The 26,888-nt window shown below is 34.3% G+C and carries 17 protein-coding genes and 1 tRNA gene; 7 read left to right on the forward strand and 11 right to left on the reverse strand.

Annotation, left to right across the window (positions count from 1 at the left end; all coding sequences use genetic code 11):
- Positions 1-119 precede the first annotated feature (119 nt).
- From ACTJIW_RS11215 to ACTJIW_RS11230, 4 genes are all read right to left on the reverse strand, one after another.
- Positions 120-193 (reverse strand) — tRNA-His (locus ACTJIW_RS11215).
- Between the two features lie 68 nt (positions 194-261).
- Complete coding sequence (gene bshB1 / locus ACTJIW_RS11220; protein ID WP_121360525.1) at positions 262-978, reverse strand: bacillithiol biosynthesis deacetylase BshB1; 717 nt, start codon at positions 976-978, stop codon at positions 262-264.
- A 111-nt stretch (positions 979-1,089) separates the two neighbouring features.
- Positions 1,090-2,160, reverse strand: coding sequence for a chorismate-binding protein (locus tag ACTJIW_RS11225; RefSeq protein ID WP_440715062.1), 1,071 nt, complete (start codon positions 2,158-2,160; stop codon positions 1,090-1,092).
- A gap of 3 nt (positions 2,161-2,163) precedes the next feature.
- Positions 2,164-2,595, reverse strand: a complete 432-nt coding sequence (locus tag ACTJIW_RS11230; protein WP_012026684.1) for a PaaI family thioesterase — start codon at positions 2,593-2,595, stop codon at positions 2,164-2,166.
- Between the two features lie 300 nt (positions 2,596-2,895).
- Here ACTJIW_RS11230 and ACTJIW_RS11235 point away from each other — a divergent pair, with 300 nt between their 5' ends.
- The 4 genes from ACTJIW_RS11235 (at position 2,896) to purL (ending at position 12,467) form a co-directional block, all read left to right on the forward strand.
- Positions 2,896-4,407: a hypothetical protein gene (locus ACTJIW_RS11235; RefSeq protein ID WP_440715063.1), complete on the forward strand. Its 1,512-nt coding sequence runs from the start codon at positions 2,896-2,898 to the stop codon at positions 4,405-4,407.
- A gap of 188 nt (positions 4,408-4,595) precedes the next feature.
- A complete protein-coding gene (locus ACTJIW_RS11240) occupies positions 4,596-6,449 on the forward strand; it encodes an endonuclease (protein ID WP_440715064.1) in 1,854 nt (617 codons plus the stop codon).
- Positions 6,450-6,680: 231 nt separating this feature from the next.
- On the forward strand, positions 6,681-8,525 hold the full coding sequence (locus ACTJIW_RS11245; RefSeq protein WP_440715065.1) for an endonuclease: 1,845 nt from the start codon (positions 6,681-6,683) through the stop codon (positions 8,523-8,525).
- 288 nt (positions 8,526-8,813) lie between these two features.
- Entirely contained in the window at positions 8,814-12,467 is a 3,654-nt protein-coding gene (purL, locus tag ACTJIW_RS11250; protein WP_440715066.1) for a phosphoribosylformylglycinamidine synthase, read from the forward strand.
- A gap of 221 nt (positions 12,468-12,688) precedes the next feature.
- Here purL and ACTJIW_RS11255 read toward each other — a convergent pair whose 3' ends face one another.
- The gene (locus tag ACTJIW_RS11255; protein ID WP_440715067.1) at positions 12,689-12,973 is read right to left on the reverse strand and encodes a hypothetical protein; all 285 of its coding nucleotides are present in this window, start codon (positions 12,971-12,973) and stop codon (positions 12,689-12,691) included.
- 234 nt (positions 12,974-13,207) lie between these two features.
- On the opposite strand from ACTJIW_RS11255, the gene ACTJIW_RS11260 reads away from it, so the two are divergent.
- The 3 genes from ACTJIW_RS11260 to ACTJIW_RS11270 all read left to right on the forward strand — a co-directional run bounded on the left by ACTJIW_RS11260 (position 13,208) and on the right by ACTJIW_RS11270 (position 18,151).
- Positions 13,208-15,619, forward strand: a complete 2,412-nt coding sequence (locus ACTJIW_RS11260; RefSeq protein ID WP_440715068.1) for a TonB-dependent receptor domain-containing protein — start codon at positions 13,208-13,210, stop codon at positions 15,617-15,619.
- A gap of 144 nt (positions 15,620-15,763) precedes the next feature.
- Entirely contained in the window at positions 15,764-16,195 is a 432-nt protein-coding gene (locus ACTJIW_RS11265) for a hypothetical protein (protein ID WP_012026692.1), read from the forward strand.
- 177 nt (positions 16,196-16,372) lie between these two features.
- On the forward strand, positions 16,373-18,151 hold the full coding sequence (locus ACTJIW_RS11270) for an AMP-dependent synthetase/ligase (RefSeq protein ID WP_440715069.1): 1,779 nt from the start codon (positions 16,373-16,375) through the stop codon (positions 18,149-18,151).
- Between the two features lie 95 nt (positions 18,152-18,246).
- Here the strand turns inward: ACTJIW_RS11270 and ACTJIW_RS11275 are convergent, their stop codons facing one another.
- The 6 genes from ACTJIW_RS11275 to ACTJIW_RS11300 form a co-directional block, all read right to left on the reverse strand.
- A complete protein-coding gene (locus ACTJIW_RS11275; protein ID WP_440715070.1) occupies positions 18,247-19,512 on the reverse strand; it encodes a hypothetical protein in 1,266 nt (421 codons plus the stop codon).
- Positions 19,513-19,763: 251 nt separating this feature from the next.
- Complete coding sequence (locus tag ACTJIW_RS11280; RefSeq protein WP_012026695.1) at positions 19,764-20,309, reverse strand: 3'-5' exonuclease; 546 nt, start codon at positions 20,307-20,309, stop codon at positions 19,764-19,766.
- Positions 20,310-20,451: 142 nt separating this feature from the next.
- Positions 20,452-20,952: a hypothetical protein gene (locus ACTJIW_RS11285; RefSeq protein WP_440715071.1), complete on the reverse strand. Its 501-nt coding sequence runs from the start codon at positions 20,950-20,952 to the stop codon at positions 20,452-20,454.
- A 111-nt stretch (positions 20,953-21,063) separates the two neighbouring features.
- Positions 21,064-21,225: a hypothetical protein gene (locus ACTJIW_RS11290; RefSeq protein WP_440715072.1), complete on the reverse strand. Its 162-nt coding sequence runs from the start codon at positions 21,223-21,225 to the stop codon at positions 21,064-21,066.
- Positions 21,226-22,205: 980 nt separating this feature from the next.
- Positions 22,206-23,534, reverse strand: a complete 1,329-nt coding sequence (locus ACTJIW_RS11295) for an SWIM zinc finger family protein (RefSeq protein ID WP_012026697.1) — start codon at positions 23,532-23,534, stop codon at positions 22,206-22,208.
- A 5-nt stretch (positions 23,535-23,539) separates the two neighbouring features.
- Positions 23,540-26,632, reverse strand: coding sequence for a DUF6493 family protein (locus ACTJIW_RS11300; protein WP_440715073.1), 3,093 nt, complete (start codon positions 26,630-26,632; stop codon positions 23,540-23,542).
- Positions 26,633-26,888: the final 256 nt, after the last annotated feature.

Genomic DNA, 26,888 nt, shown 5'->3' on the forward strand with positions numbered 1-26,888 from the left:
CCGCGAAAAGCATGATTTAACCGTCATGCTTTTTTTATTCCCTCTTAACGACCAGACAATGGTTCAAAAAAATTAAACGCACAAAAAAAGCCTTGAATTTCTTCAAGGCTTTAAATCTGGGTGGCTGACCGGGTTCGAACCGGCGACCCGCGGCACCACAAACCGCTACTCTAACCAGCTGAGCTACAACCACCATTTTTTTGCTTAGCGAGTGCAAATATATAACAAAGGTTGAGTTCTACAAAGAAAAAAATGAAAAAATTACAATAAATTTTCTAAGCTATTGACTGCCAAACACCTTTCAACTGTAAAACCTTCTGCAAAATCTTTCCCAACCAGTCTTCCTAAGTCCTGCGCACGATAATTTAAGCTTTCAAAAAAGTTTTTACTTGTAATTGGCGTTGAAGGCTCTTTTGAATTTGGATCGTAAAATTGGGTTTTATATGCCATAATCGCTTCAATTTTCTTTTCTTCAAAACCAGTAATATCAACTACAAAGTCTGGAGTAATATTTTTCCACTGAATATAGTGGTATACAACTTTTGGTCTCCAGGCTTCCTGGTTCTCTCCGTCGATTGAAGTTTCGATTTTCATTAAACCAGACAGGAAACAAGCATCAGAAACTAATCTGCTTCCTTTACCATGATCAATATGACGGTCATCAATTGCGTTGCATAATACAATTTCAGGTTTGTATTTTCGAATCATTTTTATGACCTCTAATTGATGTTTTTCATCATTAGCGAAAAACCCATCACGCATTGCCAGATTTTCGCGCACAAGAACTCCCAGAATCTTTGCTGCATCTTTTGCTTCCTCGTCTCTGATTTCTGCTGTACCTCGCGTTCCTAGTTCGCCGCGGGTTAAATCTACAATACCTACTTTTTTTCCAAGGGAAACTTCTTTTAAAATTGTTCCGGCGCAACCTAATTCTACATCATCCGGATGTGCGCCAAAGGCTAATATGTCTAATTTCATTTTTGTTTTTTGTTTGTTTTGTTTCAGTTTTCAGGTTGAGTCGCTGTCTCAGTTTTCAGTCCCAGTATCTGCAAACTGCGACTGCGACTGTAAACTCATAATTCATAACTTCTAACTCATAACTCTCAAGACTCTTTTCATCGTCATCGATTTATTGACGCTTTCCTCCCATTCTTTTTCAGGAATACTTTCTTTTGTAATACCGCATCCCATGTATAGTATGGCGGTTTTATCCAGAATCTGCATGCTTCGTAAATTTACGAATAAATCAGAACTAACTGTATTTCCAGTAAAACTGCTGTTTAATTCACCCAGAAATCCGGTATAAAAAGTTCTATCGTAATTCTCGTTTTCGATAATAAATGCTTTTGCTTTTTTCTTTGGAAGTCCGCACACAGCAGGAGTTGGATGAAGCGTATCAATAACTTCTTCTAAAGTTGAATTCTCCTTTAAAACTCCCGAAATATCCGTTTTAATATGCCAGATAGAACCAGCTTTTAAACTGTACGGTTCAGAAACTACAACCGAAGCCGTAAATTCTCTCAGTCTTTTTACAATAAAATCAGTTACAAACTGTTGTTCGTCTTTTTCTTTTTGCTGCCAGACTATTTCAGTTTCAGAATTATCTTTTTGTGTTCCGGCCAAAGCCATGGTTTCAAAAACATTTCCGTTTGCTTTTAAAAGTTTTTCGGGCGTTGCTCCCATCCAAAATCCAACTTTTGGATGAAAAAAACAATAACAAAAAGTAGCAGGATAAATTTGAATCAAATGCTGAAAGGTTTCAATAAAATCAAATTCAGCTAAATTGACTTTTTCGCTTCTTGATAAAACTACTTTTTTTAACTCTTCATTTTTAATAGCCTCAACGCCTTTTGCAACTAAACTTTCGTATTGCGTTTTAGCTGCATCATCTGAATTTAAATCATCTGTTTCAAAAGATTCAAATGCAGTGATTTCTTTTTGTGAAGTAATAATTTCTGATTCGTTCTCCGGAATTAAAACAAGCTGTTTTTCATCAAAAGAAGCAAAAACAAATCCTTTCTCTGTATAATCTGCAACTTGATGTAAAGTATCATTTTGCTGTAAAAAACCAATAAGATTTCCAGAATTGGGTTTTGAATAAAGTACAAAAGGTAAATTTTGTTCTTTATGATTTTTAAATTTTAAGAAAAATGGATTCATAATTTATTCACTTTTCTTTCTGTCTAAAACCATATTCGTCAGTTTACAAAGCGAAACCAGATTTCCTTCTTCATCTGTAATTTTGATTTCCCAAAGATGAAGGCTTCTTCCTTTATGGATAATTCTGGCTGTACCAAAAACATAACCTTCGCGAATACTTTTTAAATGATTTGCCGAGATTTCGATTCCTCTTACTTCCTGTTCTTTTGGATTGATAAAAAAGAAAGAAGCCGCACTGCCTACACTTTCTGCCAAAGCAACAGAAGCTCCTCCGTGCAATAATCCCATTGGTTGGTGAACACTTGGATTTACAGGCATTTTTGCAGTTAAAAAATCTTCGCCTGCGTCGATATATTCAATTTTCAGCGTTTCCATTAATGTGTTTTTAGAAAACTCATTACAGCGCGCTAAAATCTGCTCTTTTGTATAATTCATTAAAATAAACTTTAAAATCGTAAAATTAAAGAAAGATAAGACACAAATCGAAAAATCAGATTCTAAAATTAAAAATCATTTATAAACTTGTCAGTTTTTTGCTATTTTTACAAAAACAATCAAAATCAATCTTTGGCTGATTTTTTTGCCACAGATTACACAGATTTAAAGGATTTTAAAAATACAACCGTTAATTAAAGGGATTTTCGCGAATTTTATTTCAATATAATTTGTAGAGTTCGCGGCGAAAAAAAATCATTTCAATCCTATTAATCTGTAACAAAAAACAAACAAATTCAAATGCGTCAATACTTTACAATCTTGGTTCTGGGTTTAATTTTAGTTTTCAGTTCTTGCAGAACTGATTTTGATACTGTAGCCAGTTCCGGAGATTTAAAGTTTTCGAGAGATACCGTTTATTTAGATACCGTTTTTAAAAATATTGGTTCAAGCACCTATCAATTAAAAGTCTATAACCGAAGTAAAGACGATATTTCGATTCCAATTATACAGCTTAAAAAAGGTCTAAGTTCTAAATACCGAATGACGGTTGACGGAATGAGCGGCAACAACGGGAAAATTTTTAAAGATGTAACGCTTTTAGCAAAAGACAGTTTATACATTTTTATAGAAACTACAGCTGACATCACTGATGCCAATTCAACTGATTTTTTATATACTGATGAAATTCAGTTTGACAGCGGTGCGAATCTTCAGGAAGTTGCTTTGGTAACTTTAATTCAGGACGCCGTTTTTTTATTTCCAAAACAAAATGCCGACGGAACAAAAGAAAAAATCCAGATTGAAGGAAAAGATGTTGACGGATTTTATCTTAACGAAAATGATTCGGAAAACGGAAACGAATTGATTTTTACCAATCAAAAACCGTATGTGATTTATGGATACGCCGGAGTACCGGAAAATAAAACCGTAACTTTTGAAGCCGGAGCGCGAGTTCATTTTCATGCTAATTCAGGTTTATATGTCGGTGATAAAGCTTCTCTGGAAATAAACGGAAAAACTTCAACAACCGAAAAACTCGAAAACGAAGTTATTTTTGAAGGCGATCGTTTAGAATCTCTTTATTCTGCTATTCCCGGACAATGGAATTCTGTTATTTTTTCTAACGGAAGTACAAATCATTCAATCAATCATTTAACTTTAAAAAATGCCGTTATTGGATTAGATTTTAAAAATCCTGTTAACACCGTTGAAATTAAAAACACACAGATTTACAATTGTGTCGAATACGGAATTTTAGCTCAAAACACACAGATTAACGGCGAAAATATCGTTATAAATTATGCCGGAATTGCCAGTTTATCTTGTGTTTATGGCGGTAATTATACTTTTACGCATTGTACTTTTAATAACAATTGGTCAAATAGTTCCCATTTTGCCGTTAACTTAAGTAATCGTTTATCTGGAGCTGTTCCAGAAACCAATCCGCTTACAAATGCAATGTTTAATAATTGTATTATTTATGGTTCAAGCACCAACGAATTTAATTTAGAGAAAAGTGCAAATACTGCATTTGTATATCAGCTTAACAACTGTCTGCTAAGATTCGGCACTACTACAAATGCTGATTATCAATTTAAAACCGATACAGAACATTATAACAATATTATTCTAAATGAAAATCCGAAATATTATAATGTTTCTAAAAACCAATTGAATATTGATAAAACTTCTGCCGCTTTCGCGAAAGGAAATCAGGCTTATATAATTCCATTGGATATTTTAGGAATCACAAGAACTTCACCTCCGGATTTGGGCGCATATCAGAGTAAAGACTTCCCTTCTAAATAAAATTAAAAGTTTAAATACGTTTTTTGAAATTGTCAGCACAGACTATGTTTTCATAGTCTGCATTTTATGTTTAAAACATAAATATAATCATCACTTAACATGTTTTTTTCTTTAAAACTGTAATCTTGTCCTAAAAATTAAACCTATTTATTTTAAGACTTCAAGTCACAATTTCAACCTGCTTATTTATGAAAAAAAACTACTTTTTTCTTTTTTTACTGGTTTTTACATCTGCTTTTTCACAAATTCCAGCTGGATATTATGACACGGCAACAGGAACCGGCTATGCATTAAAAACACAATTGTACAATATTATTAAAGGTCATACCGATAATGGATATGGCGGACTTTATGTAACGTATGCCACATCTGACCTTGATCATTTTTATGAAAATGACGGTACGGTTTTAGACATGTATTCTGAAAATCCAACAGGAACAGATCCTTACAGCTACAGCATTGCCACTACTCAAAGATGTGGTAATTATGTTAAAGAAGGTGATTGTTACAACAGAGAACACATCATTCCACAATCTGTATTTGACGAAAAATCACCAATGGTGGCCGATGCTCATTTTATTACCCCAACTGATGGAAAGGTTAACGGAATGCGCTCGAATTACCCTCATGGCGTTGTAAACAACCCAACTTATACCTCTTTAAACGGAAGCAAATTAGGTGCAAATGCTACTGCGGGATATTCAGGAACTGTTTTTGAACCAATCGATGAATTTAAGGGCGACATTGCCCGAATGTATTTCTATTTTGCAACACGATATGAAAATACAATTGCCGGATATTCATATCCAATGTTTAACGGAACTTCAAACAAAGTTTTTACAGCAGCTTTCTTAAATATTCTTCTAGCCTGGCATACACAAGATCCGGTAAGTCCGAGAGAAATAGAGAGAAACAATGCTATTTATGCACGTCAGAACAACAGAAATCCGTTTATCGATCATCCGGAATATGTAAATCAAATCTGGACAACTGAATCAGACGATACTACACCGCCAACTACGCCTCAAAACTTAACGGTTACACAAAGCACATCAAACTCAATAAGTTTAAGCTGGTCGGCTTCCACAGATAATTCAGGAATTGCAGCTTATGCGATTTACGTAAACAATGTTTTTAAACAAAATACAGCGAGTACTACTGCAACAATATCAGGATTAACTCCTTCGACAACCTATTCTTTTTATGTAATTGCAAAAGACGCATCCAACAATTCTTCTACTCAAAGCACCTCTGTAAATGGAACTACAACTGAAGCACCATCTGGAGGCGGCGGTACTGTTACGAATGAAATTTTCTTCACCGAATATGTTGAAGGTTCCGGAAACAATAAATACTTAGAAATTTCAAATTTCACAGGAAACACAGTCGATTTAACTAAATATGCTATCAAAAAGCAGGTTAACGGCGCCGGTCCGTGGACATCAACTTCCGGACTTGCATTAACGGGAACATTAGCTCATGGTGCATCGTATGTAATTGCATACAGTCAGGCAGCTGCAGCTTGTTTTGCTCCGGCAAGTGCTAATTTATCAAGCGGTGCAACTGAGCTTCAGTTTAACGGAAATGATCCTGTAGGATTATTTAAAAATGATGTTTTGATTGATATAATTGGTACTTTAGGCAATACTGCTAATTTTTCTATTGACGAAACTTTAAGAAGAAAACCAACGGTTTCTTCACCAAACACTATTTTTGATAAAGCTGCAGAATGGGATGTATATCCTAAAGACACTTGCAGCGGATTAGGAAGTCATACTTTAGCCAATTTAGGAACTGGAGATTTTGACTCTGCAATATTTTCAATCTATCCAAATCCATCAAATGGTCATTTTACAATTCAATTGAAAGATGCAAATGAAGCTTCAAATATTGAAATAATATCAATTTTAGGACAAAGAGTTTTTTCACAAAAGAACAGTCTTAATTCGTCTATAAATGTGAATAATATTCAAAAAGGAATTTATATTGTACGCATTACGCAAGGTTCAAAAACAAGCAGCAAAAAAATAATTATCAACTAGATAAGTTATTTTCTCCTTACTATACTTCCCGCAAAGGCTCTGATTTTTAAAAATCGTGTCTCTGCGGGATTTATGTTTATAAAAAACATCGTAAGAAAATATATCAAAAATTAAACATTGCTTAACGCGGTGTATTCATAAAAGTAGTAGATTTGCTACAATACATTTTTAAAATTCTAATAATCAGATTTTTAAAAACATCTAAAACAACCAAATCTTAAACTATTGACTATGAAAAAAAACTACTTTTTGCTGTTATTACTGTTTTCTATTGTTGGTTTTTCTCAAATTCCTTCTGGTTATTACAATACTGCAACCGGAACAGGTTATACTTTAAAAACACAATTGTATAATATTATTAAAGACCACACCAATAATGGTTATGCAGGATTATATACAACGTATCTAACATCTGACGTTGATAATTTTTACGAAAACGACGGAACTATTCTGGATATGTATTCTGAAAATCCATCCGGAACAGACCCTTACAATTATACAACCGGAACAACTCAAAGATGCGGCAATTATTCTGCCGAAGGCGATTGCTACAATAGAGAACATATAATTCCTCAGTCGGTTTTTAACGAACAGTCACCAATGGTTGCCGATGCACATTTTATTACACCAACCGACGGAAAAGTAAACGGAATGCGTTCTAATTATCCGCACGGAACTGTAAACTCTGCAACTTACACTTCTCAAAATGGAAGTAAACTAGGCTCAAGCAGCGTATCCGGATATTCAGGAACCGTTTTTGAACCCATCAATGCTTTTAAAGGCGATATTGCCCGAATGTATTTTTATTTTGCAACACGTTACGAAAACACAGTTGCCGGATATTCTTATGCTATGTTTAATGGTTCAAGCAATCAGGTTTTTACAACCGCTTTCTTAAATATGCTTTTGGCGTGGCACGCACAAGATCCTGTAAGTGCCAGAGAAATTGCCAGAAATAATGCTGTTTATGCCCGTCAAAACAACAGAAATCCGTTTATTGATCATCCGGAATATGTAAACCAAATCTGGGGCGGAACATCTTCTACAGATACACAGGCTCCTACTGCTCCAACGAGTTTAGCCTCAACTTCAAAAACAGCGGTTTCAATTTCACTTTCGTGGAATGCTTCTACAGATAATGTAGCCGTTACAGGTTATGATGTTTATGCAAACAGTACTTACAAAACAACTGTTTCGGGTACAACAGCAACCATTACAGGTTTAACAGCTTCTACAGCTTATTCTATTTATGTAAAAGCAAAAGATGCAGCCGGAAATGCTTCTGCGTCAAGCAATACTATTTCGGTTACAACCAACAGCAGCGGAACTGGAACTGTAACAGACCTGCTTTTCTCTGAATACATTGAAGGTTCTGGAAATAACAAAGCCCTTGAAATTGCAAACAATACCGGAAGTTCTGTTAGTTTGTCTGCTTACACCATTAAAAAACAAACAAACGGAGCTGGTTCGTGGAGTACAGGATTAGCTTTGAGCGGTACATTAGCAACAGGAAGTAAATTTGTAGTAGTAAACAGTTCAATGTCATCAAGCTGTTTCCCTATTAGTTCTGCCAATATTTCGACAACAGCAACAGAATTAACTTTTAACGGAAACGATGCTGTAGGTTTATTTAAAAACGGAGTTTTAATTGATATCATCGGAATTTTTAACGGCGGAACTGCAAATTTTGCAGCAGATGTAACTTTAAGAAGAAAATCGACTGTAACTTCTCCTAGCACAACTTTTAACTTAAGTGCTCAATGGGATTCGTTTTCGCAAGATACCTGCAATAACTTAGGAAGCAAAATGGCCAGACCAATCGAAGAAGAAGTTGTTGAAACTTCAGATGAGATTGTGATTTTCCCTAATCCTTCTGATGGAAATTTTAATATTGGTTTAAACAATTTTGATTCTCCTTACAGCTTAGAAATATTCTCTTTTACAGGGCAAAAAGTTTTTGAAAAACAAAATGCTTCAGATTCTATAATCTCTGTAAGTTATCTTCCAAGCGGAATTTATATTGTTAAAATCGAAAAGGATTCAAAAACTACTATTAAAAAGATCATAATCAATTAATTTTTTTCACGCAGATTCGGCAGATATGGCAGATTAAGAAATCTTAATAAATATATTGACACAGATTTATTGATAACTCTATTACATTAAATCTGCTCAATCTGCTGCATCTGCGTGAAACAAAAAACTTTGCGTCTTAGCACCTTTGCGGAATTAAATACAAAATCCTTAAAATTCAATCGCATTTCAGAGCAATTTCATTTTTTTCAAAAGAGTTTGTTATCAAATTTGCGCTTGCTATTTATTTACATTAAATTTGCAGCTCAATACAACAAACTACACATCACAATGATCCATTTCTTTGAAAACCAAAGCAAAACTGTTTTTGCCGTACAAACGCAAAACGAAATTTCAGCTCAAGACATTTCAAAATTAAACTGGCTTTTTGCCGACGCAAATAAGATCGAAAAATCCGCACTGACGGGTTTTTTTGTTGGTCCCCGTGCCACTATGATCACACCGTGGAGCACAAATGCTGTAGAAATCACTCAAAATATGGGTGTTCCGGGCATTATCAGAATTGAAGAATTTCATCCGGCAACGGAAGATTTCAATGATTTTGACCCAATGCTTTCTCAAAAATTCAACGAATTAGATCAGGAAATCTTCACGATTAACATTCAGCCGGAACCAATTCTGGAAATTGATGACATTGCTGCTTATAACAAAGTTGAAGGTTTAGCTTTAAGCGAAGAAGAAGTTGAATACTTAAACAATCTTGCTGCTAAACTAGGAAGAAAATTAACTGATTCTGAAATTTTCGCCTTCTCTCAGGCAAACTCAGAACACTGTCGTCACAAAATCTTCAACGGAACTTTTGTAATTGACGGTGAAGAAAAAGAGACTTCTCTTTTTAAATTAATCAAAAAAACATCTCAGGAAAACCCTAACGATATTGTTTCTGCTTACAAAGACAACGTTGCTTTTGTAAAAGGACCAAAAGTGCAGCAATTTGCACCAAAATCTGCCGATAAACCTGATTTTTACGAAATAAAAGAATTTGATTCGGTAATCTCATTAAAAGCCGAAACACACAATTTCCCAACAACAGTTGAACCTTTCAACGGAGCTGCAACAGGTTCTGGAGGAGAAATTCGTGACCGTCTTGCAGGTGGTCAAGGTTCACTGCCATTAGCAGGAACTGCAGTTTATATGACATCTTATTCTCGTTTGAACGATGACAGAAAATGGGAAAATGCTGTTGAAGAAAGAAAATGGCTGTACCAAACACCAATGGATATTTTGATCAAAGCTTCAAACGGAGCTTCTGATTTTGGAAATAAATTTGGTCAGCCGCTTATTACTGGTTCTGTTTTAACTTTCGAACATTCAGAAAACGACCGTAAAATTGGTTACGATAAAGTGATCATGCAGGCGGGTGGAATTGGATACGGAAAACTGGATCAGTCAATTAAAAAGAAACCACAAGAAGGCGATAAAATCGTAATCTTAGGTGGAGAAAATTATAGAATCGGAATGGGTGGTGCTGCAGTTTCATCTGCAGATACAGGAGCGTTCGGTTCAGGAATCGAATTAAATGCAATTCAGCGTTCAAATCCTGAAATGCAAAAACGTGCTGCAAACGCAATTCGTGGTTTAGTAGAAAGCGACAATAACCCAATTGTTTCTATTCACGATCACGGTGCGGGCGGACACTTAAACTGTCTTTCTGAGTTAGTGGAAGAAACTGGAGGTTTAATCGATTTAGACAAATTGCCAGTTGGAGACCCTACTCTTTCTGCAAAAGAAATTATTGGTAACGAATCTCAGGAAAGAATGGGATTGGTTATTGGTCAAAAAGATATTGATACTTTACAAAGAATTGCCGACAGAGAGCGTTCACCAATATATCAGGTTGGAGATGTAACGGGAGATCACCGTTTTACTTTCCAATCACAGTCAAATGGTTCAAAACCGATGGATTATGCTTTAGAAGATTTCTTCGGAAGTTCTCCAAAAACGGTTATGACAGACAAAACGGTTGACAGAAAATATGCTGATGTTGGGTACAACGCAGGAGATTTCGAATCATATTTAAAAGACGTTTTACGTTTAGAAGCTGTTGCTTCAAAAGACTGGTTAACAAACAAAGTTGACCGTTGTGTTGGAGGAAAAGTAGCTAAGCAGCAAAATGCAGGTCCGTTACAATTACCTTTAAATAATGTTGGAGTTATGGCTCTGGATTATTTAGGTAAAGAAGGTATTGCAACTTCTATTGGTCACGCTCCTATCGCAGCTTTAATTGATCCGGTTGCAGGATCTAGAAATGCTATTGCAGAATCGTTATCAAACTTAGTTTGGGCGCCAATTATCAATGGATTAAAAGGAGTTTCATTATCTGCAAACTGGATGTGGGCTTGTAAAAATGAAGGTGAAGATGCTCGTTTATACGATGCTGTACAAGGCTGTTCAGATTTTGCAATTGAATTGGGAATCAATATTCCAACAGGAAAAGATTCACTTTCAATGAAACAAAAATATCCAAACGATGAAGTAATTGCACCGGGAACGGTTATTATTTCAGCTGCTGGAAACTGTACAGATATTAGAAAAGTAGTTGAACCAGTTTTACAGAAAAACGGAGATTCTATTTACTATATCAATTTGTCTCAGGATGATTTCAAATTAGGAGGTTCATCTTTTGCACAAATCAGAAATACAATCGGAAACGAAACTTCTACAATTAAAGATGCTTCTTTCTTCAAAAATGCATTTAATACCATTCAGGAATTAATTGGTGAAAACCAAATTTTAGCAGGTCACGATATCGGAAGCGGTGGTTTAATTACTACTTTATTAGAATTGTGTTTTGCTGATGTTAATCTTGGAGCTAAAATTGATTTCTCTGCTTTCGCAGAAAAAGATGTATTAAAAATTCTTTTCGCAGAAAACATCGGAATTGTATTCCAGGCTAAATCTGACGTTGCTGTTGAAGCTAAATTGAATGCTAATAATATCGAATTCTTCAAATTAGGAAAAGCGACAACTACTGAAACTTTAGACCTTGGACCTTGGACTTTAGATATAAAAGCTTACAGAGATGTTTGGTTCGAAACTTCTTATTTATTAGATCAAAAACAATCTAAAAACGGAAGAGCTCAGGCACGTTTTGAAAACTATAAAAATCAGGTTTTAAACTATACTTTCCCTGCACATTTTACAGGAAAGAAACCAGAAATCGACAATTCTAAACCAAGACCAAAAGCGGCTATTATTCGTGAAAAAGGAAGTAATTCTGAGCGTGAAATGGCAAATGCAATGTACTTGGCAGGTTTTGACGTAAAAGACGTTCACATGACGGATTTAATCTCTGGTCGTGAAAATCTTGAAGATATTCAGTTTATTGGTGCAGTTGGAGGATTCTCTAATTCAGACGTTTTAGGTTCTGCTAAAGGCTGGGCCGGAGCTTTCTTATACAACGAAAAAGCAAAAACAGCTTTAGATAATTTCTTTAAAAGAGAAGATACTTTATCTGTTGGAATCTGTAACGGATGCCAGTTATTTATGGAATTAGAAGTGATTAATCCAGAACACGAAGTTCACGGAAAAATGCTTCATAACGAAAGCCAGAAACACGAAAGTATCTTTACTTCTGTAAAAGTTCAGGAAAACAACTCAGTTATGTTATCGACATTGGCTGGAAGTACTTTAGGAGTTTGGGTTTCTCACGGTGAAGGTAAATTCAAATTGCCTTATGCAGAAGACCAATACAACATTGTTTCTAAATATGCTTACGAAGGTTATCCTGCAAACCCTAACGGTTCTGATTACAACACAGCAATGATGTGTGATAAAACAGGAAGACATTTGGTTATGATGCCTCACATTGAGCGTTCTACTTTCCAATGGAACTGGGCTCATTATCCAAAAGACAGAAATGACGAGGTTTCGCCTTGGCACGAAGCTTTTGTTAATGCCAGAAAATGGATTGAGAAAAACTAAAAATATATTTTTACTAAAGCGCCCGAAACTATCGGGCGTTTTTTTTAGCCGCAGATTACACAGATTAGCACAGATTTTTTCTGAATAAAAAGAAATCATTTTAATCCTTTTGATCTGTGGCTATAAAAAATAGCTCGTGAAAATTCGTGTAATTTATGGCCGACAAAATATTTCATTGTAAAAAAATGCCCCGACGCTATCCCTAAGTCGAAGCATTTTTTCTAATTTCTAAAGGCTGAAGCAATGCCTGTTATAACATTTGAAGTTCCAAATGCAAACAGCCCCGAAGCAACTGCATTTTGACCTGCAAAAAATTGATTTTCTGCGATGGCATTGCTAAAGAATAATCCGCCTGCAGCTCCTGCTGCAAGTCCAATTCCGATTAAGGCAGCAGTCCACCAAGGTTCTGGATCCGGCGGTGGCGGCGGGTTTTTCCAAAAACGTCTCCACCAGCCTGGGTATTTGGTTCCGCACCAGCCCATTGCTAAAAATAAAGCAGTTTCCATAATTTCATGATTTGATTTACGCCTACTCTTTTGCTTTTCGGCTTCCGCATTTGATTGAGGTAAAATTAGAATAAGCCAAATTTGGTTTCATAAGGTAAACTACTGTTTTTGAAAGGGGGAAAAGCCTGTTTTTTATCTTCATTAATTGTACTCTAATTGACATATAAGAATAGCTTAATGATATCTTAAGGCAGTTTTTGAGGCTTCATTTAACATGATAGATAACTTTGCTGCATGGAAAAATGGAAACAAAATTTAATAGCCGCAATTCTCTTATTTGCTATAAGCCAATACTCATTTAGTCAAAAAACAAATTCTGTTACCGGAACTATTTCAGACGGTAAAACTCTTCTCGAATTTGTCGATGTGGTTTTAAAACCTGTTACAGATACTACAAAAACAGCAGCTTATGCTGTTACAGATTCGTCAGGAAAATTTGTTCTTGAAAATATAAACTCAGCAGAATATATTTTAAAGCTTCGCTTAATTGGCTTTAAATCAAATAGTCAAAAAATAAAATATACAGGAACTCCAATTTCGCTTGGCAATATTGTTTTGCAGGAAGATGCCAATCTTCTTAATACGATAGTTGTAAATTCTCAGAAAAAGCAGATTCAAAAAACGAACGAAGGTTTTGTTTTTAATGCCGTTTCTAATATTTCACAAACCGGCGGCACTGCAATTGATATGCTGAAAAATATTCCAACTGTTGCTGTTGATGCAGATGATGCTATTTCACTTAGAGGAAAAACACCTTTAATTTTAATTAATGGAAAAAATTCTGCTATTACAAATATGAATCAGATTCCGGCAAGCAGTATCGAAAGTATCGAAATCATTACAAGTCCAACAGCAAAATATGATGCCAATGCCGAAAGTGGAATCATCAATATTAAATTAAAGAAAAACAACTTAAACGGATTAAACGGTGCGGCTGTTCTGGGCGGCGGATTTGGAGCAAAAGGAAGAATGAACAGCTCTCTGCTTTTAAACAATAAAACCGATAAATGGAATGTTGGTCTTGCGTATGATAATCGTTTTGCCGGAAGAACCAAAAGTATTAAAGGTGAAAGAACGAATTATTTCATTGACGATGAACATTTTATTAATCAGAGCAGAAGCGATGAAAGAACTGAAGGTCTGCAGAATTTAAAACTGAACGTTGATTTTTCGCCAAATGACAGAAATACTATTTCTTTTGAAGCACTTGGAAACATGGAAAGTCAGGATAATGACGAAACCTTAAAAACAGATATTCTCAATAGTTCTAATCAGTTTTACTCTAGTAATAAACGTCATTCCCTGGAATTAGAACGTTCTAAAGCTGCGGAATTTGCTTTTAATTACGATCGAAAGTTTTCTGATGACAGAAAAAGTTTAACTGCAAGTATTACCACTTCATACAATTTCCATAGAGAAAACACCGATATCGACACGGACAATTATGATGAAAATTATGCACCAATTGGCGATACTTTTTGGCAGCGAACACATAATTATGAAAAAGAAAATATTTCGAATGCAATTGTAAACTATGCTTTTCCTATTTCAGAAAAATCTATAATTGAAACCGGATATAAAGGAACTTTTAGACTTTTTAATTCAGATTTTCAAAGTGCCGATCTTACAAATGGTGAGTATGTGGTAAATCCGATGGTGAGTAATATTTTTGATTTTAATGAGCAGATAAATGCCGTTTATGCACTTTGGAATTCCTATTCTGGTTCTAAGGAAAATCAAAAATGGAAATACAATTTAGGACTTCGTGCAGAAAATGTTTCTAACAATGGGGCAACACAAAACAATAGTGATCATTTTAGCAATGATTATTTAAAAATTTTCCCTTCCGGATCTGTACAATTGAATTTAAAATCTGATGAATTTCTAAAATTTGGTTACAGTAAACGTATTAATCGTCCGGATTTAGATGATTTAAATCCATTTATTGACATTACAGACGCTTTGAATCCGCATGGAGGAAATCCATATTTAAAACCAGAAATTATTCATATTGTAGAATTAAGCTACAATAAAGACTGGGACAAATATTCTCTTTCCGGCAATGCTTTTTACAGAAATGCCAATAATACGATTAGACAATATGGTGTTCTTCAAGATAACGGAGTAATTTTATTGCAGCCGCAAAACATTGGAAATACAGTTACGTACGGACTTGAAACTATTTTTAGCTTTAAACCAATTTCTTTCTACGATGGAAATATTAGTTTAACGGCTTTTCAGCAAAATATTAATGCCGGTAATTTACCGCAATCAGAAGATGTGGTGAGCAGTGCTTTTAGCTGGTACGGAAAAATCATTAATAATTTTACGCCCTGGAAAGGCGGTAAACTTCAGTTAATAGGCAACTATAATTCTGCTGTAGCAACTGCTCAGGGAAAAAGAATTCCAATTTATAATGTAGACATGGGATTTCAGCAGAAATTAGGAAAAAGCAATGCCAGATTAGGTCTTGTTGTAACCGATATATTCAACACTTTAGAAAGCGGTTATAAAAACAATACTCTGCTATTTAGAAACAACAGAACTTCTAAATCTGATACTCGTGCTCTTATGCTTACTTTTGCTTATACCTTCAGATCTGATTTTAAAGAAAAGCTGTTAGAAAATCAGTTTTCTACAGAATAAATAATCTCAAAAAACTAAAACTTAAAAAAACAGCATTCTTAATATTTCAGATTCGTCTTTCTATTAAAATTTAAACTATATTAGCCTCGAAAAATCTGCCGCTGATTTTTCTGTAAACGCCAAAAACACTTAAACCTACATAGAATGAAATCTGTACATGTATTCCTTGCTGCCTTATTTTTTATTGCTGTAAAATCATATTCGCAAGTTGAAGTAAACCAAATTACCCATAATTCTAAAGAACGATATATTACTACTACAATTGGTTTTCCGGTTCAGGGAACTTATGCGCCAATTGGAATGAAAGAACCTGTTACGGTTTTAAATCCAGATGGCACCGGTTTTATCCAGGCAGATGATTTAAGCAAGAAAAAAATCAATTGGGGAATTGAATGCTCTGAAGAAGGTGTTGCTATTTTTAAAGAAGGTTTTAACAGCAAATCTTATACTTTTTGGTACAGACCAAACGACAGCAATGAATGGTACTATTCTCAATTCTCTATTCATTTTGCCAAGAAAAAAATGTTTTTAATGGGCGAAAGAGTAAAAGCTTACGAAGATTATAACGTACAGTAGGCTTTTAAAAACGGCTTCAAATTAAATTTTTCTTGATTTTTTTGAAATTTTACGAGAAAAAAGAAAACGTTTTCGTTGATTTTTAATAGTCTCTATAAATTTTCCCATAAAATTCCATAAAATAAAAAATCATACCTAAATTTTATTTAATTTGCAGTAAAATTCAATATATTAAACATGGTTTCAATCACACGCCTTTTTGATTTTCCCTATTATCAACAAGAAACTTACAACCTCCCAGTTGCTCTGGCAACCAAAAAAAATGGAGTCTGGGAAAAAACATCCACCGAGGAATATATTGCAAAAGCTAATGCCGTTTCGAGAGCATTATTGCGCATGGGCGTTCAAAAAGATGATAAAATTGCTTTAATAAGTTCTAATAACCGTACCGAATGGAATATAATGGATATTGGTATTTTGCAGACTGGTGCGCAAAATGTTCCAATTTATCCAACAATTGCAGAGGAAGATTACGAATATATTTTAAATCACAGTGGCAGTATTTATTGCTTTGTTTCTGATGACGAAGTTTTACAAAAAGTAAATGCAATTAAAGCCAATGTGCCTACTTTGAAAGAAGTTTATTCTTTTAATGAAATTCCTGGATGCAAACACTGGTCAGATCTTCTTTTGGCCGGCGAAGACGAAAGCAATCAAAGCGAAGTTGAAGCCCGAAAAGACAGCATTCACACAGATGATTTAGCTACTATTATTTATACTTCAGGAACTACAGGAAGGCCAAAGGGCGTTATGCTTTCTCATAAAAATATCGTTTCAAATGTTCTGGACAGTGCTCCAAGAATTCCGTTTGATCCGGGAAAAAGCACTGCTTTGAGCTTTCTGCCAATCTGCCATATTTTTGAAAGAATGATTTTATACATTTATCAATATTATGGAGTTTCGGTTTATTTTGGAGAATCTATTGATAAAATCAGCGATAACTTAAAAGAAGTTCGTCCAACTGTAATTACAGCTGTACCAAGACTTTTAGAGAAAGTTTACGATAAAATTTATGCTAAAGGAGCTGAATTAACAGGTATCAAGAAAAAGCTTTTTTTCTGGGCTATTGATTTAGGTTTAAAATACGAACCATACGGAGCAAATGGCGCTTGGTATGAATTTCAATTAAAAATCGCACGTAAACTTATTTTCAGTAAATGGAAAGAAGGTTTGGGCGGTAATTTAGATTTGATGGTTTCCGGAAGTGCTGCTTTACAGCCGCGTTTAACAAGAGTTTTTGCTGCTGCAGAAATTCCGGTTATGGAAGGTTACGGTTTAACAGAAACTTCTCCGGTAATTGCCGTTAACGATCAAAGAAACAAAGGATTTAAAATTGGAACAGTTGGAAAACCAATCCGTAATTTGGAAGTTAAAATTGCCGAAGACGGAGAGATTCTATTAAAAGGTCCGAACGTAATGCTGGGTTATTATAAAGATCCTGAAAAAACTGCAGAAGCTGTTATTGACGGGTATTTCCATACAGGAGATATTGGAGAAATTGACAGTGAAGGTTTCTTAAAAATTACCGACCGTAAAAAAGAAATGTTCAAAACTTCGGGAGGTAAATATATCGCGCCGCAGATGATCGAAAATGCCATGAAACAATCTCGTTTTATTGAGCAGATTATGGTTATTGGTGAAGGCGAAAAAATGCCTGGAGCTTTTATTCAGCCAAACTTTGAATTTGTAAAAGAATGGGCTAAAATCCATAAAATTACTGTAGGAAATACTGATGCCGAAATTAGTTCAAATCCAGATGTTATTAAACGTATCGATGAAGAAGTAGAAAGCATCAACAAAAAATTCGGACACTGGGAACAAGTAAAACGCTTTGAATTAACTCCAGATGTGTGGTCTATTGACGGCGGACAGCTTACTCCTACTCTAAAATTGAAACGTAAAATCATTAAAGAAATCTACAAAGATCTTTACGCTAAAATCTATAATCATAATTAATCAAAATAATATAACCAAACGAAAAAGGCTGTTCAATTGAACAGCCTTTTTTAATACAGGGAATATGGATACTAAAAACATCTTTTGATTAAAAATTACCATTTAATTCTAATTTTAGGCACTGCCTTCCTTACCGCTTTACTCACATTATCAGCAGCTCTATCAACTTCATTACTTATATTTCTTATTGTTTTTACTGCATCATGATTATAACCTGGGCCATTTGTAATATCGCTAACCGTATTATTCCATAATTTTGTAATATCATTATTTGGTCCAAATTTTACATTAAGGGCATCTCCAATTGCTTTAAGCCCTTTTACAATATCATTATTTTTACCAAAACATCCACTATCACCACCAACACCATTTGTAAAACATTTGTCTAGTTCTCTTGCCAGTAACTGCCCACCCGCACATCCGGCAAAAGTATAAGGTTCTCCTCCCGAAGCTGCAGCACATTGTAATATAATCTGAGTTTCTGCATTCATCTTAAATTCTTGCAATCCATAGCACATAGCTGTTCCCATAAAACTAACATTACCTGATTTACTTTGCTGTTCCATACAGGCAAGTACCTTAGATACTGTTGGATCATTTACATAAGATGACATACACAATGGATATTTACTCCAATCACTTCCATAATTCGCATAGCATTCTGAAATTTTTTGAGCAATTTCTCTTTCTTTGGATCCTCCTAATTTTCCAAATAGACAAAGAGTTTGTTCTTCTGGCGTTTTAGAATCTCGAACACAATTTAAAATATCCAGTTCTCTTTTACCTGCCATATTTTGAATCATACACATAGTAAATTTTTCTCTATCAAGTCCTGTTGAAGGAGAAAAGGCATTTTGATAACATTCCTGCGCTTTGACTTCATTTGTAATCATAATATCCCCAAAAGATTTATTTTCATCTACAACTCCATCAGGAATTGGAGTAAAATTGCCTGGTGAAATCTCAACTCCAAAATTTTGATTATAACTGGGTGTATGGTAAACTGTATTATACGGATTTACAGGAACAAAACCTTCATAACGCCCCACTATATTAGCGCCCCTATATCGATTAATTTCTACTATATTTTTATCCCAAGCAACAAAATAAGCATTATCAATAGGATTTACAGCTGGTATCCTAAGATACATAAATCCCGAAGGGTCTCGTTGTACATAACCACTATTCATAGGATTCTCATTCTGTATAATGAATCCATTATCAAAAAGCACAAAGCTTTGCTGTCTTACATAATCATAAATTCTTCCCACCATGGTCTGGCTGATTCCTTTATATGAAATATTCATTAAAAAAATAAATACAAGAATTTTACTTACTGAATAATTTTTACAACTTTTCATGATATCGTTTTTTAGGTTTACTTAATAGTATTTTTTGAAAACTCCCAAAGGCAAAATGATTTATTCTATACTGTCTTTATTAATGATTCAAATGTATAGTTAGAACAGTATAGTAATCAATTACCCTTTTGGGTGATATTTTAAATTGTAAACTATTATAAAAAACAAAAACTGCAGATACTAAATTATCTGCAGCTTCATTGCACAGTTATCTGCTATCCTTTTGATAACTGTTCTTAACAAATTAAATTCTAATTTTTAAGGCACCAATGCATAATTTTAGCGATGTTTTTGGCATCGTCAATTCCGCGGTGATGTGTTCCTTCAAGCGGAATATTCAATAATTGCAGGGCACCGTTCATTCCGGTGGATCTTTTTAGACCAAACTTTTCAGCAAAATGCTCTTTTACGTTAATATGTTCCTCTCCCATTGGATATGGAATACCAAACGATTTGCATTGTTTTGTAAGCATATTCAGGTCGTACTGACCGTAACTTGCCCAAGTATATAAATCGGGATTGTATTCGTCGATTAAGAGATTTACAGCTTCCTCAAAAGAAACACCGTTTTTGTCTAATAAATCCTGAGTAATGGTGGTTAATTCTGTACAAAACGGACTCACGGTTGAGCGCTGGGGTTTTATTAAAATTCCCTTGTTCTTTGTAATTTCACCTGTTTGTGAATCTAAAACCGCTAATCCAATTTCGATAATTTCATTTTGCTGGCCTTTCGGAACCACGCCCTGCCAGCATGTGGCTTCTAAATCGATAATAATAATTTTATCTGTTGTTTTCATTTTTAAATTTTTAATAATTGTTTTTTTAACCGCAAGGAACGCTAAGATAGTTTCTCACAGATCTGGCAGATTTTTTATAATCCTTTTAATCTTTATAATCTGTGGCTAAAAATTTTGTGTCTTAGCGTCTTTGTGGCAAACCCTAGAAGAACATGCTTTTAAAATCTAGAAAGAAACTTTTCTTAGACTTTTTTTCATGCTTTTCTTTTTTTGCAGTACTCTTTTTCTCAAAGACTGCTTTAGCTTTATCCATCCGTTTAACTGGTTTTATTTCATCAGTCTTAGAATTTTCGTAAAACTTTTTGAAAGGACGCGGATGGAAATCAACCATAATCGCTGCCATATTTATAGCATCAATGTTCGATAGATCTGTTTCTCCCTTAAAGAAAGTTTCAATAGGTCTGAACTTATCTTTTTTCTCCTTAAACTTATTCTTTTTGGTGTGATCAAAATCCATAGAAAGGAAATTGCTAAAGACATTTAAATCCTCTTTGGCTGCGTTATTTTCGAAAATAAGCCAGCACAAATCACGCAGTTTACCACGAGAAGGCTTGTACAAATAATCAAAGTATCTGCCTTCTTTTTCTATGTCGTATTTTTTTCTAATTGCTTTTTTGTATTTTTCTAGTGTATTGTTTTGCATGGTAATTTTTTTTTTTTGCAATTCTTGGAAATCACAGGAAATCGAAGGTTTTTCCGGGAAATCCAATATCACAAAAGTTCAAAGCACCCTTGCTTTACCAGAGAAATATCTCTAAATGATATATATCATATCCCAAAAATTTACCTTTTTATTCCATAGGTTAATCAGCTCTAAATCCATCTTTTTAATTGAGGCAGATGACAGCTCACTAAACTCTACTCTATTGGCTTGACTAATATGCCCCGCCGATTCAAATCCTATTTCTTGATTCATCCTTAAATTTTTATTATTAAACTTAAACTATCAGCATTTACTGCTAACGGTTCTTACTTTTTACTTCACATTAATTCTTTATGAACAAATATTACAATCGTTCTACGCAATTATTTTGCGTATTTATTTTAAGATTCCAGGTTAGATAAAAAACTTTTTTCTTTTCATCTCTAAACCTTTTGCCCTAAAACAAAAAAAGCACCCAATTAAAGGTGCTTCATAACAAATACGATATAAATATCCTATTGCCTATATTGATGCACCATCATGTAAAACCCTTCACGGTAAGAAACCGAGGCTGCTAGTATTGGGTTTTGTATGTATAGTTTAAAACTCATTGTATTCTATTTTAAAATTGTTGTTGTTGTTGTTGTTGTTGTTGTTGTTGTATGAAACTCTTTGTTTCAATTTTGTTTGGCAAAGATAATGATGAAAAAATCATATTTGCAAATCTTTTTTAACATTATTTTACTGAATATCAATTAGTTAAATACAAAATTAAAGCAAAGAAATTCCTGTCCGCAAACTGGTGCAGATTTATCTTTTTATCAAATGACTGTTACTCATCGGATTACTTTCCAAGATTATATTTCGCTATTTTTATTAATCATTAAACATTTGGTCAATTATTTTTTTAGTTTTTTTTAGCTGCGACTTCTTTTTTAATCATTTTTCAATCTCTTTTTGTACTATTCGACGAATTCAAATGGTCTAAAAAACAAAAAAAGCGCCCTGAAATGAGGACGCTTTTTTGTATTATGATGAGTTTGACTCTAAATTTTACATTTTAATTTCATAAAAACACATATAGCATCCTGAGCTTTCAGCTGGATAATCTCCGGCTAAACGTTCAAATTTTTTGCTTACTGAAAGTGTCATATGTATTTTTTCTATTTTTAATTACAGGTACAAATGTAGTATATTTTACCCTAATTTAACAAATAATCGTAAAAATCATAAATTTATCACAATATGCTATACTAAGAAATCGTCATTTTTACTGCTAAAATATGTTTACAGATTCCTCTTTTTCCCTGATAAGCTGTAAACCAATCGCAGGTGCATCTTTGCGAAGTATTGTCGATAATTACTTTATGCACCACGCCTGAACCTTTTACTTTGGCTTCGATATAGTCAGCCTTTCTTTCAACGATTTCTACTTCTTCATTATCGATTAGTTTTTTGGCATTTTTCAATCTCGGGTTTAAAGACAAAATACGCTCTGTTTTAAAAGGAAGACGTCGGTAAAAATGCGCTTTTTCGCTTAAATCATAACCCAATAGTCCCATTGAGGATAAATTAGAAGTCAGATTATCCATTGTTCCAAAATCAATGTCATTTTCTATTGAAAGCATTGTTGGGTCAAACATTTCATTTGATTTTAATAAACTGTTTAATCCGTAAACCCATTCTATAGGCAGGTTCTCTGTCATGGTTTCCAATACGTTTCCTTCACCCGAAAATCCGCGGTACGAATCTGGAGAAAAAGCCATTAACAACTGCATTTTTCCAAATTCGCAGACAACGGCACAAGTTTGTTTATCATCAGATTCGTAAATAAAAATCTTATCTACAATTGCCAAAATACCTTCAAGTAAACGTAATCTCTGTACACCGCCAATTCTAACACTGTCTGCTGTGGCTAATGTCGAAAACATAAATTTTCCGGCTCTTTTGGTTATAAAGAAATCACCTTTTACATTTCCTTTTGGCAGACTTTGAAAAAGCTGAATGGTTTGGATTTTATTTAATTCGAACTTTAAATCCATATCAGCCAAATACAACTGTACGCTTGTTAATCCTTTTATCCAGCGCATTGGCAAAGTCACTTTTTTCTCGACTACTTTTGCTTTGCTGGTAATTACCTGAACGTCCTGCTGACCAACGGCAAGGGTTACTTTTTCGTTTTTTTGAATGGCATTCAGCGCATTCAGCATTGGATCATTAAAGTCAACGTTTGTTGTTCCGTTTGCGATAAATTCTCCATCAACAGCTTCGGGTTTCATGTCTAATCTTACATAAACTCCGTTGCAGGAAGAAAACCCCTCAAAACGAAGTCTTTCTGATCCCGCAGAAACAATAGGATCACGAAGACTTGGCGGAATTGGCCCAAAACTCGAACGAACGACTTTTGCAATCGTACTCCAGCATTTTGCAGTAACATAAGGATCTGTTAAGCTTCCCCAGAAAAAACACGGAATATTATTGACTTCCTCGATTTCGGTTTGATGTGCCAAAACCAAATTATTAATGCCTTTTGTTTTACTGTACGTAGAAACTCCTTTATAATTATACTCTAAATCTGTCATTTTCTTTATTTTAAAATCTGCTTCACTAATGATTTAAGTGCTGAATTGTCTTTCCATTGTTCAAAAAATGCAACGGCTTTTGGCGTAGGTTTTTGATTGGTTTTCGTTAAAATATCGACATAATTTTCGACCATTTTTTTGAAATTTGTCGGCAGTTTGTCTTTCAAATCAAGATTATCAAAAAAAGCATTGAACAATTGCAGTAAAGCGCTGTTATGAAGCGGTGAAATATCTTTTAAAGCCGCAATTCCGTCTGAAAACCTTAAGAAAACACCATATTTTTCTGAAGCCAGTTTGGCCGCTTTTTCAGCAAAAACAGCAACATCAACAGCTTGTTTCTCTATTAAATTTATCAATACTTCTGATGCCAGTAATCGTAAATCTTTCTTTTCCTGAAAGAAACAGGCCGCAAATAAAAGCTGAGTCGTTTCAGAAGATCTAAATTCTGGTCGGTTCATGACATCCAAAAAACCTTTTAATTCTGGTTTCGAGCCATCGCCAGTGGCACAATTTTGTAATAAAGTCAAAGCCAGTGCATCTGAATTCTGCGGGGTTAAACTGTGCCAGTAATAGGTATTTCCGGCATAACTTAATAAATAATCCCAGCTGTTGCCGCGATTGTAAATATCCTGACTGTACAATAAGTAGTTTGGAATTTTGGTGTAATTTGGTAAATCAAACTTTAATTCATACCAAGAAGGTGTTCTTTCTTTTTCTTTGGTTTGATAATTCGTCCATTCGTTCCATTTTTCTTTAAATTTTATTTCCGCAACAAAGGGCGAAACCACAAACGGAATCTCTTTTAAATAAGTATTTTCAAATTCTGTAAAAGTATCGTTTGGATAAAAAGTTCTTGCTGCTGTTGCCCAAAGTGATAAATTTCCGGTTTCTTTTGTCGTTTTTCCTAAAACAGCCAACGCTTTTGAAAATAACGAAGTCGAATCTAAATTCAGTTTTTCGTCTACTCCAAGGCAGAATGATAAAAGCGGTTTTATTTCTCCTTCAACCTGATCTAATAACGGAATTGCTTCTTCGACATTTTCTCTCGGCATACGTGCTATTGCAATCGCTAAATCGACTGAATCTATTTCTTCGTTGTTTTTTTGATATTGAATTACTCTTTCTACTAAAACTTTTGGTGCGACCCAATAGGGTTTATGACTCGGAAATGAAAGCAAAGGCAAAGTAGAATTTGAATCCATTTTCTCCTGTACTTTTTCCAGTAAAGGTTTTATTAATAGATTGGTATTTATTTTTGAGTAGTGTTTGTATTTACTGTCAAATTTGGCGTTGATATTTTCTATTTTTTGAGATAAAAACGACTTCATAAAGTTTTTATGAACGGCTTCGAAGTAGTGCTTTTGAAGCTGTTTTTCATACGGCTGCAACTGTGTTTTATAATCTGCCGGAAATAAATCTCGCTGCTGAATATAGGTATTCATTAAAATTTCGGTATCCAAAGTTTCGTTTGAAGCAATGAAATTTCCAAACTGAAACACAATATCATTCCAGTCATTTGGAAGCTGTACTTCTTCCAGAAGCAAAGTTTCTTTTTTAGGCTCAAAATGATATTCTTCTAAAGTATCATGATCTGCCGTTAAAGCTTCTTCATCTAAAAACTGATTTAATCCTGATTTTATATTTCCCTGCATTAAAGTAACATACGAACTCAGTTTTTCTTTCAGTACTTTGTCTTTTACAGAACCTATTTTCAGGATAATTTTAGAAACTTTTTCTTGTAACGTTAAATCAGAAATCACATAAACATCGGCCAGAATTGAAGCGATTTGATTGTTCAATTTCGGATTGGCTTTGCTTATTTTTTCTAAAACCGGAAGAACGCTTTTTATTGCTGCCTTGCAGTCGCCGCGCATCATTAAAGGTTCAAGCCATTCTAAGAATGATTTGGTTTTAAATTTTGGATGATTGTAGATTTTCTTTACCAGCTCGATTCCGTAACTCGTTATGGGCGGATACGCGTTGTGTAAAAACGAAAATATATTTTCCTGAAGAACAACCAGTTCATCTTCTGTCGCCTGAAATTCTTCGATTCTTTTTCTAAAGAAAGATTTCAGGTTGTTGTTCCATTCTTTGGTTTGAATTTGGATGGCGTTTTCGATAAAGAAACTGCGATCCATTTTTTTCTCGTCTAATAACGTTTTGTAGACAATACTCCAGGTCTGAAATTCGTCATATTTTTGTTTATCATTATCGCGGAAAAAACTGTTATGAAGAATCGTTTCATAGTTAAACAATTCAGGAATATCTCTTTGATATCCTGTTTTATCATTTACAATCGTTTCGATAAACTTTCTGGTTTTCATTTTAGCGCGCCACTCATTTGTTGCCGCTAAACTCAAAGCATATAATTCTGGATTGAATTGCAGTAATCCTTCATCTTCAAGTTTTCTCAAATTATGATAATTAAAGCTTACCCAATCCTGTCTTTTTACTTTATCAAGAATAAATGTTTCGAGCCAGTTTGGTTTTGCCCAAATCAGGGTTTCCAACACCTGAGGTTTCGTATCGATATCGTTAAGCAAATGCAGGGCTTCATCCCACGAATTAATATCAGTTTTATCAAATAAGGCTATAGCGCTCAGGGTGATAATGTCATTTTGTTCCATATCGCCGCGTCGGCCCCAGCCGTAGTCGTGTTTGTCTTTTTTTACATAACCCGGATCTTTTGTCAAATCTGTATACGTCATCCAGTAACGCTTGCATTTTTTAATGTGCTTTTTTAAAACTTCGATATTGCCTTTTGATTTTTCTTTTAAGAATGGCAAAAGAAGCGTAATCTTTTTGGCTTTTATAATGCTGTCATATTCTTCAATAACCTCATCTGAGTTTTTGGCTTTCGCCGATTTTGGCTTCGAAACCACATCAACTTCACCTGATTCTGAATATCCTTTTTTTACTTTTTCGGCTAATACTTTTTCGGCCATTTTGAGACACTCTTCGTCAGAACCAAAGCTTTTGGTCTGCGTTGTTCCCGATGTTCCGTTTTTTCCGTAAGTCACGGTATAATTTGATCCTGTAACTTCGATTTCCCAGAATTTATCCGAAGTTCCGTCGATGTATTTAAGACTTTTTTTCATTATGTATAGTGTAAAACAAGCGTTATTTCTAAATATTTATAGTTTAGTTTGTGTAGTATTGGTGCGGGGTTGAAGTGAAAAACCGTCACTTTTTTGCAGAAGGGGATATTTTTTGTTTTCTAAATCTTGAATTGGTGTGGTTCTATTCATCTTTACGGGCTTTTAATTTGAAATTGTAAAGTAAGAATTTTAAACTAAGTTTTTCTTAAAAGAATATCTTTTGATTGTTAAAAAATCTTACGAATTAAAAGTACTA

It is taken from the genome of Flavobacterium sp. 22659 (assembly GCF_052044235.1).
GTDB lineage: Bacteria > Bacteroidota > Bacteroidia > Flavobacteriales > Flavobacteriaceae > Flavobacterium > Flavobacterium johnsoniae.

Coding starts and splice junctions, on each gene's coding strand:
- ACTJIW_RS11285 (WP_440715071.1), bottom strand. CDS start 20,952: ATGCAAAACAATACACTAGAAAAATACAAAAAAGCAATTAGAAAAAAA.
- ACTJIW_RS11295 (WP_012026697.1), bottom strand. CDS start 23,534: ATGACAGATTTAGAGTATAATTATAAAGGAGTTTCTACGTACAGTAAA.
- ACTJIW_RS11265 (WP_012026692.1), top strand. CDS start 15,764: ATGAAATCTGTACATGTATTCCTTGCTGCCTTATTTTTTATTGCTGTA.
- bshB1 (WP_121360525.1), bottom strand. CDS start 978: ATGAAATTAGACATATTAGCCTTTGGCGCACATCCGGATGATGTAGAA.
- ACTJIW_RS11290 (WP_440715072.1), bottom strand. CDS start 21,225: ATGAATCAAGAAATAGGATTTGAATCGGCGGGGCATATTAGTCAAGCC.
- ACTJIW_RS11245 (WP_440715065.1), top strand. CDS start 6,681: ATGAAAAAAAACTACTTTTTGCTGTTATTACTGTTTTCTATTGTTGGT.
- ACTJIW_RS11260 (WP_440715068.1), top strand. CDS start 13,208: ATGGAAAAATGGAAACAAAATTTAATAGCCGCAATTCTCTTATTTGCT.
- purL (WP_440715066.1), top strand. CDS start 8,814: ATGATCCATTTCTTTGAAAACCAAAGCAAAACTGTTTTTGCCGTACAA.
- ACTJIW_RS11275 (WP_440715070.1), bottom strand. CDS start 19,512: ATGAAAAGTTGTAAAAATTATTCAGTAAGTAAAATTCTTGTATTTATT.
- ACTJIW_RS11280 (WP_012026695.1), bottom strand. CDS start 20,309: ATGAAAACAACAGATAAAATTATTATTATCGATTTAGAAGCCACATGC.
- ACTJIW_RS11270 (WP_440715069.1), top strand. CDS start 16,373: ATGGTTTCAATCACACGCCTTTTTGATTTTCCCTATTATCAACAAGAA.
- ACTJIW_RS11230 (WP_012026684.1), bottom strand. CDS start 2,595: ATGAATTATACAAAAGAGCAGATTTTAGCGCGCTGTAATGAGTTTTCT.
- ACTJIW_RS11225 (WP_440715062.1), bottom strand. CDS start 2,160: ATGAATCCATTTTTCTTAAAATTTAAAAATCATAAAGAACAAAATTTA.
- ACTJIW_RS11300 (WP_440715073.1), bottom strand. CDS start 26,632: ATGAAAAAAAGTCTTAAATACATCGACGGAACTTCGGATAAATTCTGG.
- ACTJIW_RS11255 (WP_440715067.1), bottom strand. CDS start 12,973: ATGGAAACTGCTTTATTTTTAGCAATGGGCTGGTGCGGAACCAAATAC.
- ACTJIW_RS11235 (WP_440715063.1), top strand. CDS start 2,896: ATGCGTCAATACTTTACAATCTTGGTTCTGGGTTTAATTTTAGTTTTC.
- ACTJIW_RS11240 (WP_440715064.1), top strand. CDS start 4,596: ATGAAAAAAAACTACTTTTTTCTTTTTTTACTGGTTTTTACATCTGCT.